Annotated in this window: 12 protein-coding genes; 11 read left to right on the top strand and 1 reads right to left on the bottom strand. The window is 36.1% G+C overall.

Going from position 1 to position 15,205, the window contains the following annotated elements; all coding sequences use genetic code 11:
- Positions 1-6 precede the first annotated feature (6 nt).
- From recN to PB01_RS11390, 5 genes are all read left to right on the top strand, one after another.
- A complete protein-coding gene (gene recN, locus PB01_RS11410) occupies positions 7-1,710 on the top strand; it encodes a DNA repair protein RecN (RefSeq protein WP_151700312.1) in 1,704 nt (567 codons plus the stop codon).
- 94 nt (positions 1,711-1,804) lie between these two features.
- On the top strand, positions 1,805-2,764 hold the full coding sequence (locus PB01_RS11405; protein WP_151700311.1) for a SpoIVB peptidase S55 domain-containing protein: 960 nt from the start codon (positions 1,805-1,807) through the stop codon (positions 2,762-2,764).
- A 242-nt stretch (positions 2,765-3,006) separates the two neighbouring features.
- Positions 3,007-3,798, top strand: coding sequence for a sporulation transcription factor Spo0A (gene spo0A / locus PB01_RS11400; RefSeq protein ID WP_151700310.1), 792 nt, complete (start codon positions 3,007-3,009; stop codon positions 3,796-3,798).
- Between the two features lie 340 nt (positions 3,799-4,138).
- Positions 4,139-5,710: a flagellar assembly protein A gene (locus PB01_RS11395; RefSeq protein WP_151700309.1), complete on the top strand. Its 1,572-nt coding sequence runs from the start codon at positions 4,139-4,141 to the stop codon at positions 5,708-5,710.
- Entirely contained in the window at positions 5,703-6,419 is a 717-nt protein-coding gene (locus tag PB01_RS11390) for a glycerophosphodiester phosphodiesterase (RefSeq protein ID WP_151700308.1), read from the top strand. The genes PB01_RS11395 and PB01_RS11390 overlap by 8 nt, the downstream gene beginning before the upstream one ends.
- Before the next feature lie 166 nt (positions 6,420-6,585).
- On the opposite strand, the gene PB01_RS11385 is transcribed toward PB01_RS11390, so the two are convergent.
- Positions 6,586-6,825, bottom strand: coding sequence for a DUF2627 domain-containing protein (locus PB01_RS11385; RefSeq protein ID WP_151700307.1), 240 nt, complete (start codon positions 6,823-6,825; stop codon positions 6,586-6,588).
- Between the two features lie 236 nt (positions 6,826-7,061).
- Between PB01_RS11385 and PB01_RS11380 the strand changes: the two genes are divergently transcribed.
- From PB01_RS11380 to PB01_RS11355, 6 genes are all read left to right on the top strand, one after another.
- Entirely contained in the window at positions 7,062-9,083 is a 2,022-nt protein-coding gene (locus PB01_RS11380; protein ID WP_151700306.1) for a sigma 54-interacting transcriptional regulator, read from the top strand.
- A 164-nt stretch (positions 9,084-9,247) separates the two neighbouring features.
- The gene (gene bcd / locus PB01_RS11375) at positions 9,248-10,342 is read left to right on the top strand and encodes a branched-chain amino acid dehydrogenase (protein WP_151700305.1); all 1,095 of its coding nucleotides are present in this window, start codon (positions 9,248-9,250) and stop codon (positions 10,340-10,342) included.
- A 90-nt stretch (positions 10,343-10,432) separates the two neighbouring features.
- The gene (lpdA, locus tag PB01_RS11370) at positions 10,433-11,863 is read left to right on the top strand and encodes a dihydrolipoyl dehydrogenase (RefSeq protein WP_151700304.1); all 1,431 of its coding nucleotides are present in this window, start codon (positions 10,433-10,435) and stop codon (positions 11,861-11,863) included.
- Between the two features lie 15 nt (positions 11,864-11,878).
- Positions 11,879-12,889 (top strand): thiamine pyrophosphate-dependent dehydrogenase E1 component subunit alpha, encoded by a 1,011-nt coding sequence (locus PB01_RS11365; RefSeq protein WP_151700303.1) that lies wholly within the window; start codon positions 11,879-11,881, stop codon positions 12,887-12,889.
- Entirely contained in the window at positions 12,889-13,872 is a 984-nt protein-coding gene (locus tag PB01_RS11360) for an alpha-ketoacid dehydrogenase subunit beta (RefSeq protein ID WP_151700302.1), read from the top strand. The genes PB01_RS11365 and PB01_RS11360 overlap by 1 nt, the downstream gene beginning before the upstream one ends.
- Before the next feature lie 15 nt (positions 13,873-13,887).
- A complete protein-coding gene (locus tag PB01_RS11355) occupies positions 13,888-15,192 on the top strand; it encodes a dihydrolipoamide acetyltransferase family protein (RefSeq protein ID WP_151700301.1) in 1,305 nt (434 codons plus the stop codon).
- Positions 15,193-15,205 lie beyond the last annotated feature (13 nt).

Raw genomic sequence — 15,205 nt, 5'->3', positions numbered from 1 at the left:
AAGCCGTTGTTAAAAGAATTATCAATTAAAAACTTTGCCATTATTGATGAATTAACAGTAAGCTTTGAGGAAGGACTTACTGTATTAACCGGAGAGACAGGTGCAGGTAAATCAATCATAATTGATGCTGTTCATTTGTTGTGTGGAGGAAGAGGCTCTCAAGAGTTTATTCGACATGGTGCGAAAAAAGCAGAATTAGAAGGATTATTCATCATTACGAACCCAAAGCATGGTGTTTTTCATAAAATGATAGATGTTGGTGTTGAAATAGACGAAGAATCTATAATTTTAAGAAGAGATATTAATGATTCAGGGAAGAGTGTATGTCGCGTAAACGGAAAACTAGTTACGCTTGGTATATTACGAGAAATTGGAGCCTCCATTATTGATATCCATGGGCAGCACGAGAGCCAAGAACTAATGGATGAAAAGGCACATATTCATTTGCTTGATCAGTTTGCAGACGAAAAGATAAGAAGCGTCAAAGAGTCTTATAAAGAGCTCTTCGCCAAATATAAAAAGTGGAAAAAAGATTTAGCTACTTTAACGGAAAATGAGCAACAAATAGCGCATAAAATAGATTTGTATACTTTTCAAGTGGAAGAAATTAATGATGCAAATTTAGTTATCGGGGAAGAAGAACAACTTCAAGAAGAAAAAAAGAAGCTTCAAAATTTCCATAAAGTTTTTGATAAAATGAGCAGTGCATATGAGGCGATCTTATCTGAATCGAAAGGCTTAGACTACATTGGAACTGCAATGGCAGATTTGCAAGATATCTCTGACGTAGATAAGAATATGTTGGAGTTAAGTGAAAATGTTTCGTCCGCGTTTTATATTTTGCAAGATGCTGCATATCAGTTGAAAAATGAATTAGATGAAATGGAATTCGATAGTAATCAGCTTCAATATGTCGAAGACCGTCTTGCATGCATTCAGACACTAAAGAGAAAATATGGACAGTCTATCGAAGCTATTTTGGAATACAAAGAGCGAATTTTCAAAAGTCTTGAGCAACTAGTTAATCGAGATGAACAAATTCAAAAAACAGCAGATAAGATTAAGCAAATAGAGAAAGATTTAGAACTTGAAGCAAATGATTTAACGGATAAACGAAAAAACGCTGCCAAACAATTAAGCAAAGCAATTATGGAGCAATTACAAGAGCTTTACATGGAAAAAGCAACTTTTTCTGTTATGTTCCATGAGCATTCTAAAATAATTTATAACGAGTATGGGATTGACGAAATATCATTTTATATTTCGACGAATGTGGGGGAACCACCAAAAGCCTTGACAAAAATTGCATCAGGTGGTGAGTTATCTCGCATGATGCTTGCTTTAAAAAGTATTTTCTCAAAGCATCAAGGGATAACATCGATCATATTTGATGAAGTTGATACTGGTGTTAGTGGACGAGTAGCTCAAGCGATAGCCGAAAAAATATCCGGAATTGCAACTAATTCACAAGTTTTATGTATATCACATCTTCCGCAGGTAGCTGCAATGGCAGACCAACATTTAATGATTAAAAAAGAAGTATCGGGAAATAGAACATACACCATTTTAGAAGAAGTGATCGATGATCGACGAGCCGAAGAGTTAAGCCGTATGATGTCAGGTGCTGAAATTACGAGTACTACATTGGAACATTCAAAAGAACTGCTAAAATTAGCGGAAGAACGAAAAAAAATATTACGAAATGCTTAAAGACCTTGCTGTGTAAGGTCTTTTTTTTATATCAATTATTTACCTCACATAGAGTTTCTTTTGCAGGATATAGTAATTGTATAGGAGGTGAAATATGAAGCAAAGCTATCGTATATGGTCGCTAATTTCAATACTTTTCTTTACTTTTTTCTTTGCAGTCAGTCCCGCTTTTGCACAAAAACAAGCTTCCTCAGTAGTACCCTTAGGACAATCCATACAAATTGACCTTCAATACGGAGCTGTGTTTCTTAGTCATGATGTATTACTTTCCGACGATTATTGGTTGCGTACTGGCGATTCTATCCAACAAATCAATTCACAAAAAGTTACTTCATTAGAAGACATTAAAACCCATGTGAAAGATAAAAAGCTCATTATACATTATGAGCGAAATAAAAAGATGTATACAACAGAACTCACTTCGGACCAAATACTGAAACTTCTTCCATTTTTAAAAGATGCGACAGAAGGAATTGGTACTTTAACGTATTTAGATCCAGAAACGAACGAATTTGGTGCATTAGGTCATCAGATAGTTGATCATACTTCAGGCTTAACACCCGATTTTTCGGAAGGATCGATTTATTTATCCTCCATTCAGCAAATAAAGAAAAGTATTCCAGGAAAACCTGGATACAAAATTACTTCTCATCAACAGAACATCTCACCAATTGGTGGTGTGAATGAAAATAATGTATATGGAATTTTCGGGAAGTTGGAACAAAATGCAATTGACAACATCCCGTTGCAAGAAGTAGAAATTGCTGACAAAGAATCAATAATGACTGGTGAAGCAATTATGCGTACTTCGATCGATGGCGAAAAAGTTCAAGACTTTACAATCGAAATTACAACGGTCGAAGACCATCTATTTCAGTTTACAGTAACAGATGAATTTCTAATTGAAAAAACCGGCGGCATTCTTCAAGGAATGAGCGGAAGTCCAATTATGCAGCAAAATAAGCTTATAGGAGTAGTTACGCATATGTACGTTGATAAACCTAAAAATGGAGCGGCACTATCCATCACGGAAATGATGAAGAAAAATCCATGATAATTTAAAAAATATCAGCAAAACCTGAAAGGCTACACTTTATATTAAGTGTAGCCTTTTTCTGCAAGTACCTATACAATAAAATAAAGAAAATTCGACAATCTTGATGAAATGATTAACCTTTTGTCGGAATATAAAAGAACTGTATTCTAAAAGACTTATTTTTTATAAAAATAAAGGATGTCTTCCAAAAATGGCGAATACTATCTAAGTGAAAAAATACAAAAGGGTGGATGAGGTTAATGGAAAAAATAAAAATTGTAATTGTAGATGATAACAAAGATTTAATTCGAACTATGGATGCTTACTTTGATAAACATCCAGAAATAGAAGTTATTGGAACAGCAGTAAACGGCAAGCTTTGCATAGATCTCCTTGAAACGGTTAAACCAGACGTCCTATTATTAGATATCATTATGCCTCATTTAGACGGAATTGCAGTTTTAGATAGTATACAGAAAAATGATCAATTAAATAAACTTCAAGTCATTATGTTAACCGCTTTTGGACAAGAAGATGTGATGAAACAAGCTGCTGAATTAGGAGCATCTTATTTTATGCTCAAGCCTTTTGAATTTGAACGACTGGTTACACAAATTAAGCAAGTGGCAGGTAGAAAAGAAAGCGTGCAAGAATCACCTTTAAAATCGAATCCTGAAAAAGAAGCATTGCAAAATAAGCGCTTTATTGACAACATCATTACTAATGTAATAAAAGAAATCGGAGTACCCGCTCATATTAAAGGATACTCTTATTTAAGAGAAGCTATCCAAATGGTTTATTCCGACATTGAATTACTTGGTTCCATTACAAAAGTTTTATATCCAGAGATAGCAAAGAAATTTCAAACTACTCCCTCTCGAGTCGAAAGAGCAATACGTCATGCAATCGAAGTAGCATGGAACAGAGGAAACTACGAAACTATTTCTAAGATGTTCGGATATACAGTTCATCATTTAAAGTCGAAACCGACAAATAGTGAGTTCATCGCGATGATTGCGGACAAAATTCGTATGGAGAATATGGCTAGCTGAAAGAGGAATTAGACATTATTTGCACTGAACTTGAAAAGTAGGTTTCTAGAGTAAGCACATATAAATAAGCATTATTTTTTATTGGTATGAAAGCTTATCAGTAAGGGATGATGTTTTTTTGTTGGAGACAGACATGTAATTAAAATGATTATACTAAATTTTTACTTTTAATTGAATAAAAGGTGAAAGAGTGGTATATAAGTATTTGGAATTAGAGATATAACCCTTTCCTATAAAGATAAAGGCATACGAAGTTACTATTTTCATATGCTTTTTCTATTGTTTTCACCCATAGTTGGAAAAGTGAGTATAATATAATTAAGAAGGAAGTGTATAAGTCATGATAATGGAAGAAAATGAAGAAGTAGTACTTTCCGAAGAAAGAGGAAGGGCTTTTATTACTATAAAAGTTGATGGGTATAATCTGAAAAAATTCGATGAAGTGACTCGTAAATATGCACGTTTAAAAGTCACAAATTTTATGGCATTAAAAAAAGCTGTAGAAAATAAGTCACATGAACCAATTGAAGTTGGAAGTTGGATAGATAGTGTTGAATTAGAACTTAGTGCTGACAAGATGCAAGCAGTTGTAACAATTTATGAATCACAAAGCTATATACAAGAACATACGCAAGAACTACAATTAGCTATTGATCAGCTGTTAAAAGAGAATCAAATTACTTATGGACAAGTTCCAATGGATTTCCAAAAAATCATAACTGGAAAAGCATACATAGTTGCAAACGGATTGCCTCCTCAAAAAGGAAGAGATGCAATAGTAACATACTTACAGCAAGCAGAGAAAAAGCCTGAAATAAATGCGGATGGAAAAGCAGATTACTTTGATATGAATTTTATTGTTGAAATAAAAGAAGGTACGTGGCTTGGAGAAAAAATACCAGCTCAAGAAGGAGTAGAGGGAAGAAATATTCTTGGAGAAATCGTGTGCAGTGAAAAAGGTGACGATGTTCCATTAAAATATGACTCGGAATCGGCTTATGAAGTAGAGGAAGAAGGAAAAACAGTTCTTCGATCTAAAACGAATGGAATTATCGGTGAAATAAATGGAGTTCTTTCTGTCCAAAAGCATCTTGTCATTAATGGTGATGTCGGTTTAGAAACAGGAAATTTAAAATTTGATGGATCCATCCAAATTAAAGGAACGGTAATGCCTGGATATTCCATAATTGCATCTGGAGATATTTCTGTAGAATCAAACGAAGGTGTTAATTCTGCTGATTTAATAAAATCGACAGAAGGCGATGTTTTTATAAAAGGCGGAATTTTCGGAAAAGATATTACAAAAATAGAAGCGTATAAGAATATATATATAAAACACGCAAATGGTTGTACCTTAGAAGCACAGGAAAATGTGTTCATTGGATTTTATTCAATGGGATCAACTATTTTTGGAAATGAAATATTTCTGGACGAGCGTAAAGGGAAAGTCATTGGTGGTAAAGTAATAGCCATCAACTCTATAACTACCGCATATTCTGGGAATAGTTTAGATAGAAAGACGGAACTAATTGTACAAGGAATAGATAGAAAAATATTAACTGAAAATGCAAAAACAAAAGCAGAAGAAATGATGAAGCTTCAAGAAGAAATGACAAAGTTGAATTTTCAGATTAGTCAACTAAATCAATTCAAAATTAGTATGTCAAAACAGCAAATTGCTACTTATGAACAAACAAAACAAAAATATCATATGTTGGAAAGTGAAATGAAAGAATTAGATGTAGAAATAAAAAGAATCCTAAAACTTCTTCGTACTTCTACAGATTATTTCATTAATATTACACAAGAAGCGAATGCCGGAACTGTTGTTCAGATTGGTAACAAGTCATCAACGTTATCTAAAGCAACAAAAGGTAAATTTAAGATTGAAAATGGAGAGTTAAATGTCTAATATTCCTGTGTACGCACATAGAGGTGCTGCTAGATCGATAGAAAATTCGATGGAAGCGTTTAAAAAAGCCGTAAAGTTACATGCGGATGGTATAGAGTTAGATCTGCAATTATCAGCTGATGGTGTTGCATTCGTAACGCATGATATCGACTTTTTTCGGTTGGCTGGAAACAAACGAAGAATAACAGATATGTTAGCAGAAGAAGTTTTGCAACTGAAATTAGGTAAAGTTTATTTTCGGAAATTTTTTGGAAGCAGAGTACTAACGTTTGATGAATTTTTACAATTCGCTATACCAACGGGTGTCAAACTTAATGTGGAGTTAAAGGAGTCTTTTCTTGGCAAAAATGAAAGAATCCGTGAAGTAGTGGAAAAAAGTAAAGCTGTAAAGGATATTCATTTCTCTTCGTTTGAATTTAGTGTCCTTCAAACAATTCATGCAATGAACGCTAATGTACAAACAGCATTTATTGGTAAAAAGAATACGGACTGGGATTATGTGTTTTCCATTAGAGAAATAAACGCCATCCATTTAAATAAAAAATTTTACCACACAGATTTAATGTATTCCATTTGGAATGCAGGATTCCCTATACGATTTTATAATATAAAAGGTAATGAGAAGTATATCGCAAATCCACATGAGTCTGTAATGGGCTGGATTACAGACTTTCCGGAAAAAGTATTGAAATTACAAAAGAAACAATGAACATATCAATCTTATGGTTGTTTTATTTTAAAAGGATCGTGAAGTGACGCAGTCACTTCACGATCCTTTTAATTTCTATCGGTAATAGTATAGCCAATGATCCTCCAAAGCATTCTAGAAATAGTAAAGACAAGATGCAATTAAAGGACGCTTTCGCTTATCTTAATTACTTTTTCTTTTGAAAACGAGGGGCAACTTTTCCATTTTTTCGATCTCGGTTTAAAAGAAAACCTGCAAAAAATCCCAACCCTAAAACTGTGAAAAGAATTCCACATATAAATTGAAACCACAATGCTCCAATAGGTAAAATATGTATTCCGAAAAAAGTATCCCTCATTAACTTAATGCCAAATGCTGCGAGAATACCAGGAATCAATAGTACGATTAAGGCAGCCAAACGTGCCATAATAATCACTCCAGTTTTTTGTTTATGCTTTAGGCATCAACTAGATCAAGGGAAATACTAGATTACATACAGCAAAGCTGTTTGGTCGAGATTTTTCTCATTGACTACGAACCTTTAGCACTTTCTATTAAATTTAATTTTACATGTGAGAATATTATTGTCAACTCATGGAACATGAGGTATGATATATGAGAAGTGCAATAAGTTGCAGAGATAAAGTGGGGGTGTGAATATTTTTGCAAAACATATTAATCATTGGTGCGGGTAAAGGTGGATATGCACTTTTGAGGCTGTTTGAACAGGCTGATTACCTTCAAGTAAAAGGAATCGTTGATATTGATGAGAATGCTCCAGGAATGCAATATGCAAAAAAGCATTATATTCATACTTATACCGATTGGAAACCCCTTTTAAACGAAGATTTTCAAATTATTATTGATGTTACAGGGAACAAAGATGTATTTTTAGAACTTCTTGCAGAACGTCCTGTAAATACAGTTTTAATCCCAGGAGAAATAGCAAATTTAATTGTTACATTATTAGAAGAAAAAAATAAATTTATACAAATATTAGATAATAAAAAAATGAATCAAGAATTAATTTTTAACTCAATAGAAGAAGGTATGATTAGTATTGATGAGAATGGCATCGTAAATTTCTTTAATAAAAGCGCATCTAACATGACGAAAGTTTCGATAGAAGATGCTATAGGGAAACACATATTTGATGTAATATCACATAGTGAGCTGCCGAGAACTTTTGAAACTGGTCAGATTGAGCTAAATAAAGAACTGATTCTTGAAAGCGGTACCAAAATAGTGACTTCAAGATATCCGATGATTAATGAGCAAGGTAAAAAGATCGGAGCCTTTGCGGTTTTTAAAGACATTTCAGAAGTAGTTAGGCTTGCAGAAGAAATTACGGACCTCACGGAAATACAAACAATGCTTGAAGCAATCATCCAATCTAGCGAAGATGCGATATCGGTAGTGGATGAAGAAGGCAAAGGAATTCTTATTAATCCAGCATATTCTCGCATTACCGGATTAAGCGAGGAAGAGGTCATAGGAAAACCAGCAACGGCAGATATTTCGGAAGGTGAAAGTATTCACTTTAAAGTTCTTCAAACTCGAAAACCTATTCGGGGTGTAAACATAAGGGTAGGTAAACAGAAAAAAGACGTGATTGTGAATGTCGCTCCAATTATCGTTAACAATCTACTTAAAGGTAGTGTTGGAGTTATTCATGATATGACAGAAATCCGCTCGTTAATGAAAGAACTTGATCAAGCCAGAACACTAATCCGAAACCTAGAGTTAAGCTATTCCTTCGAAGATATATTAGGGGAGTCAGAACAAATTCAATTTGCCGTCAATCAAGCTAAGCTTGCTGCAAGTGTACCTGTTACCGTACTTTTAAGGGGAGAGGTCGGATCAGGAAAAGAATTATTTGCACACGCCATCCATAGCGCAAGTAACAGAAAACATAATAGGTTCTTCCGAGTAAATTGTAGTTCTCAAGAAGAGCATCTTCTAGAACGTGAATTATTTGGGTATGAAGAAAAAGGGATAAGTTATTCGGGTTTGTTTGATGAAGCGCATTGCGGAACCCTTTTCTTAGATGAAGTTGGAGAATTAACAAATAAAACACAGGCTAAACTTTTAAGGGCACTTCGAGAAAATGCTTTTATACGAATAGGCGGAACCACATCAATTCCAGTGGATGTGCGAATAATAGCTGCAAGTTATTTCAATTTAGAAAAATTAATGCGTGAAGGGATATTCCGAGAGGATTTCTACTTTCAGTTAAATCGTATGCCAATACATGTTCCTTCTCTAAGAGAAAGGAAGCAAGACATTTCTTCCATAGCGGAGCATTTATTAGTAAAATTAAATAAAGAATTTGGGCGTAATATTGAGGGATTCACAAAATCAGCTTTGGAGAGCTTGCTGCTCTATGATTTTCCGGGGAACATACGGGAGCTGGAGAACATTATTAGCAGAGCAATGATCTTTTTAGAAGCGCAAGATCGAATTATTGAAGAACATCATTTGCCCAAATCAATTTTGTCTTTTTCACATAATGGGTTAGATGAGGAGCAATTAGGAACGCTTGCTGAACAGATGGACGAGATGGAGAAAAAGGTTTTACTAAATGCGCTCCAAGTTTGTGGTGGAAATAAATCACAAACAGCTAAAAAACTAAACATCTCACTTCGTACTTTATACTACAAACTAGAGAAATATAATTTAGATTAATGTAATATTTGCATGGGGATGCTAAAATTACTTGAAGTGTTAAAAGTGTTATACAAAGAGGTTTCAAACATAAAAGAAATGTCGATTTACATGGGGATGTATTTTACGAAAATAATTATTTTCGAAAAAATAAATAATTACTTAACTACTAGGAGGAACTACAGATGGAAATTTTTAAATATATGGAGACTTATGACTACGAACAATTGGTATTTTGCCAAGATAAAACATCAGGATTAAAAGCGATTATCGCAATTCATGATACAACACTAGGTCCAGCACTTGGTGGAACGCGTATGTGGAACTATGCAACAGAAGAAGAAGCAATTGAAGATGCACTTCGTTTAGCAAAAGGTATGACATATAAAAATGCTGCTGCAGGTCTTAACCTAGGTGGCGGTAAAACAGTTATTATTGGGGATCCACTAAAAGATAAAAACGAAGAGATGTTCCGTGCTTTCGGTCGTTTCATCCAAGGCTTAAATGGCCGTTATATTACTGCTGAAGATGTAGGTACAACTGTAGCAGATATGGATTTAATTCATGAAGAAACAAATTATGTAACTGGTATTTCAGAAGCATTCGGTTCTTCAGGTAATCCTTCTCCAGTAACAGCTTATGGTGTATATGTTGGTATGAAAGCTGCAGCGAAAGAAGCATTTGGAACGGATTCACTTGAAGGGAAGACAGTTGCAGTTCAAGGTGTAGGAAACGTAGCTTATACATTATGTGAATATCTACATAAAGAAGGCGCTAAACTAATTGTGGCTGATATTAACCAAGCATCAGTTGACCGTGCTGTAAATGCATTCGGTGCAGTACAAGTAAGCGTAGATGAAATTTATTCACAAGATGCAGACATCTTCGCACCATGTGCACTTGGTGCAATTATTAATGACAATACAATTCCACAACTAAAAGCAAAAGTAATTGCAGGATCTGCAAATAACCAATTAAGAGATACAAAACATGGTGATTTAATCCACGAAATGGGCATTGCATATGCTCCTGACTATGTAATTAACTCAGGTGGTGTAATTAATGTAGCGGATGAATTATATGGTTATAACCATGATCGTGCAATGAACCGTGTTGCAACTATTTATGACAAAATCGAACGTATTTTTGAAATTTCGAAACGTGATGGTATTCCAACTTATGTAGCGGCTGACCGTTTAGCAGAAGAGCGCATCGCTCGAGTAAGTAAATCACGTAGCCAATTTTTACAAAATGGAAAACATATTATTACAGGACGTTAATACGCGAAACAACTAATTTCATCTAATCAATGTAAGGCCGTTTAGTTTATCGAACGGCCTTCTTAGATGGAAGATAAGGGGGATAAAGCTTTGGCAAAAGAATATGATGTAGTCATAATTGGTGGCGGTACTGGCGGATATGTCGCAGCTATCCGTTCGGCTCAATTGGGCTTAAAAACAGCAATCGTGGAAAAAGGTAATCTTGGCGGCACTTGTTTGCATAAAGGGTGTATTCCAAGTAAAGCATTGCTTCGTAGTGCTGAAGTATATTCTATGACTAAAAATCATGCAGCTGAATTTGGCGTAAATACTTCAGAAGTATCACTTGATTTTAGCCGAGTGCAAGCTAGAAAAGAATCGATTGTGAATCAATTACATCAAGGGGTTCAAGGATTGATGAAAAAAGGGAAAATAGACGTGTATGAAGGTACTGGAAGAATGCTAGGACCATCTATTTTTTCTCCTTCGCCAGGTGGAACCATTTCAGTTGAAATGAATAATGGCGATGAAAATGAAATGCTCATTCCGAAAAATGTAGTTATTGCGACTGGCTCTAGACCTCGTACTCTTCCAGGGCTTAAAATCGATGGAGATTTCGTCATGAGTTCAGATGAAGCATTAGCAATGACAGAATTACCGAAATCGATTTTAATCGTCGGTGGAGGCGTAATTGGAATTGAGTGGGCTTCTATGTTAAATGATTTTGGAGTGGAAGTGACCGTAATTGAATATGCGGATCGAATTATCCCTACAGAGGATAAAGATATTTCAAAAGAAATGCAAAAGCTTTTAACTAAGAAAGGCATTACATTTGCAACAAGTGCAAAAGTTCTACCAGAAACACTTCAAACGGAAAGCAACTTAGTGACTATTTCTGCTGAGTTAAACGGGGAAACAAAATCCTTCACTGCAGAAAAAATGCTTGTCTCAGTTGGGCGTCAAGCAAACGTTGAAGGGATTGGTGTAGAAAATACCGATATCGTTGTAGAAAAAGGATTTATCCAAGTATCTGATACATTCCAAACGAAGGAATCACATATATATGCAATTGGTGATGTTATTGGAGGGCTTCAACTAGCACATGTTGCAAGTCATGAAGGTATTAATGCAGTAGAACATATAGCTGGCAATGAGGTCTCAGCCATTGACTATAAATTAGTATCCCGTTGCATTTATTCCAATCCAGAAGCTTCTAGTGTTGGTATTACAGAACAACAAGCAAAAGAGCAAGGGTTTGATGTAAAGGTTGGAAAGTTCTCATTTAAAGCGATTGGTAAAGCACTTGTTTACGGAGAATCAGATGGTTTCGTCAAAATAATTGCAGATAAAGCGACGAATGATATTTTAGGGGTTCATATGATCGGACCACATGTGACAGATATGATTTCTGAAGCTGGTCTTGCAATGGTACTTGATGCAACACCGTGGGAAATCGCCCACACGATCCACCCACACCCTACGCTTAGTGAAGTAATGGGTGAGGCGGCATTAGCTGTTGATGGTAACGCAATTCACATGTAAGAGGAGGCAATATAAATGACAACAAATCGTCATGAAGAATTAGGTTTAACAAATGAAGATGTGTTAAAAATGTTTGAGACGATGCTAATGGCACGTCGCATTGATGAGCGTATGTGGTTATTAAACCGCGCTGGAAAAATTCCTTTCGTTATATCATGTCAAGGTCAAGAAGCGGCACAAGTTGGGGCGGCATTTGCACTTGATAATACAAAAGATTATATCGCACCGTACTACCGTGATATGGGTGTTGTTTTACACTTTGGTATGACAGCTAAAGATTTAATGTTATCTGCATTTGCGAAGGCAGAAGATCCAAACTCTGGTGGAAGACAAATGCCCGGACATTTTGGACAGAAGAAAAATAGAATTCTTACTGGTTCTTCTCCAGTTACAACTCAATTACCACACGCAGTTGGTGTAGCACTTGCTGCGAAAATTGAGAAAAAAGATTTTATTACGTTTGTAACTTTAGGAGAAGGGTCTTCTAACCAAGGTGATTTCCACGAAGGACTTAACTTTGCTGGGGTTCATAAGTTACCTTGTATTACAATGGTTGAAAACAATAAATACGCAATCTCAGTTCCTTTTGACCGCCAAGTTGCAAGTAAAAATATAGCGGACCGTGCGATAAGCTATGGAATGCCTGGTGTAGAAGTAGATGGGAAAGATCCAATTGCTGTTTATAAAGTAGTAAAAGAAGCGGCAGATCGTGCTCGAAATGGCGGAGGTCCAAGTTTAATCGAAGCAGTGACTTACCGTTTAACTGCTCACTCTTCGGATGATGATGATCGCCAATATCGTACTGCAGAAGATATTGCAGAAGGAAAAGCACTAGATCCTATTATTACCTTTGCTGTTTATTTAAAAGAAACAGGTGTTTTAACGGAAGAATTAGAAAAAGAAATTAATGATCGCATCATGAAAGAAGTAAATGAAGCGACTGATTATGCAGAAGATGCACCTTATGCTGCTCCAGAAGATGCATTGAAGTATGTTTACGCAGAAAAAGATGGGGGGAACGCATAATGGCAGTAATGTCTTATATCGATGCAATTACACTTGCAATGAAAGAAGAAATGACTCGTGATGAACGCGTTTTTATCCTAGGGGAAGATGTTGGTCGTAAAGGTGGCGTATTTAAAGCAACGAATGGCCTTTATGAAGAGTTTGGAGAATACCGCGTGCTAGACACACCACTTGCTGAATCCGCTATTGCAGGAGTAGGAATTGGTGCTGCAATGTACGGGCTTCGTCCAATCGCAGAAATGCAATTTGCCGATTTCATTATGCCAGCGGTCAATCAAATCATTTCGGAAGCGTCACGTATTCGTTACCGTTCAAATAACGACTGGACATGTCCAATTGTTATTCGTGCTCCTTTTGGTGGCGGAATTCACGGCGCTTTATATCACTCACAATCGGTAGAAGCAGTTTTTGCAAACCAACCTGGATTAAAAATTGTTATTCCATCTACTCCTTATGATGCAAAAGGATTATTAAAAGCGGCAATTCGCGATGAAGATCCTGTTATGTTCTTTGAGCACAAACGTGCTTATCGTCTAATCAAAGGAGAAGTTCCAGAAGAAGATTACACAATCGAAATCGGAAAAGCAGATGTAAAACGTGAAGGGGAAGATATTACGGTAATTACGTACGGTCTTGCTGTTCACTTTGCACTTCAAGCTGCAGAACGTCTGGAAAAAGACGGTATCTCTGTACATATTCTTGATTTGCGTACAATATATCCGTTAGATAAAGATGGAATAATTGAAGCTGCTTCAAAAACTGGTAAAGTGCTTCTTGTTACGGAAGACAATAAAGAAGGTAGTATTATTGGTGAAGTTGCTGCTATTATTGCAGAAAACTGCTTATTTGATCTAGATGCACCAATTATGCGTCTAGCTGGTCCAGACATTCCTGCTATGCCGTATGCACCAACGATGGAAAAATTCTTTATGATTAATCCAGATAAAGTAGAAAAAGCAATGCGCGAGCTTGCCGCATATTAGGAAGGAGGATTATAAATGGCTCTTGAACAAATCAAAATGCCTCAACTTGGGGAAAGTGTAACGGAAGGTACGATTGAAAAATGGTTAGTAAAACCAGGCGATCATGTAAATAAATACGACGCACTAGCTGAAGTAAACACAGACAAAGTAACTGCTGAAGTACCTTCTTCCTTTACTGGGGTAATTAAAGAACTACTTGCAAACGAAGGAGATACACTTGCAGTTGGTGAAATCGTTTGTACGATTGAAACAGAAGGTGGAGCTACCGAGGTAGTAGTGGCAGCTGCACCTGAGCAACCATCAGCGGAAACAGTAAAACCTACTGAAATACAAAAACATGCAGCTCCAATTCAGCGCGAAAAAGGCGCAAAAGCACGTTATTCACCAGCTGTGCTAAAGCTTTCACAAGAACATGGAATTGACCTTACTTTAGTAAATGGTACTGGAAATGAAGGACGCATTACGCGTAAAGATTTGTTGAAGATCATTGAAAGTGGTGAAATTCCAGTAGCTGCTCCAGCAGAAACAATCGCTGCAAAAGCTCCTGTAGCATCACAAACTTCAGCTGCTGCACCTGCACCAAAAGCTGCACCTCCTGTAAACGTTCCAGTTGCAGTTGGGGATATCGAAATCCCAGTAACAGGTATTCGAAAAGCAATCGCTGCGAATATGTTACGAAGCAAACATGAAGCACCACATGCTTGGACTATGATAGAAGTGGATGTAACGAGTTTAGTACAATACCGAGACTCCATTAAAAATGAGTTCAAGCAAAAAGAAGGCTTTAATGTAACGTATTTTGCGTTCTTCGTAAAAGCTGTTTCTCAAGCTCTAAAAGAATTCCCAATGATGAACTCAATGTGGGCTGGCGATAAGATTGTTCAGAAAAAAGACATTAATATTTCGATCGCAGTTGCTACAGAAGATGCACTTTTCGTTCCTGTCATCAAAAATGCGGACGAAAAAACGATTAAAGGCATTGCTCGCGAAGTAAATGAACTTGCTGCAAAAGTTCGTTCTGGAAAATTAAAATCAGACGAAATGCAAGGTGGTACATTCACAGTAAACAATACAGGATCCTTCGGTTCTGTACAGTCTATGGGGATTATTAATTACCCACAAGCAGCAATTCTACAAGTAGAGTCGATCGTGAAACGTCCAGTAATCATGGATGGTGGAATGATCGCTGCTCGTGACATGGTAAACTTATGTCTTTCATTAGATCACCGCGTCCTAGATGGTTTAGTTTGCGGAAGATTCCTAGCTCGCGTAAAAGAGATTTTAGAGAATATTACTAAAGAAAATACATCAGTATACTAATAACAAATGACTC

The organism is Psychrobacillus glaciei, from assembly GCF_008973485.1.
Classification (GTDB): Bacteria; Bacillota; Bacilli; order Bacillales_A; family Planococcaceae; genus Psychrobacillus; species Psychrobacillus glaciei.
This window is presented reverse-complemented; position numbering and strand designations above follow the sequence as displayed.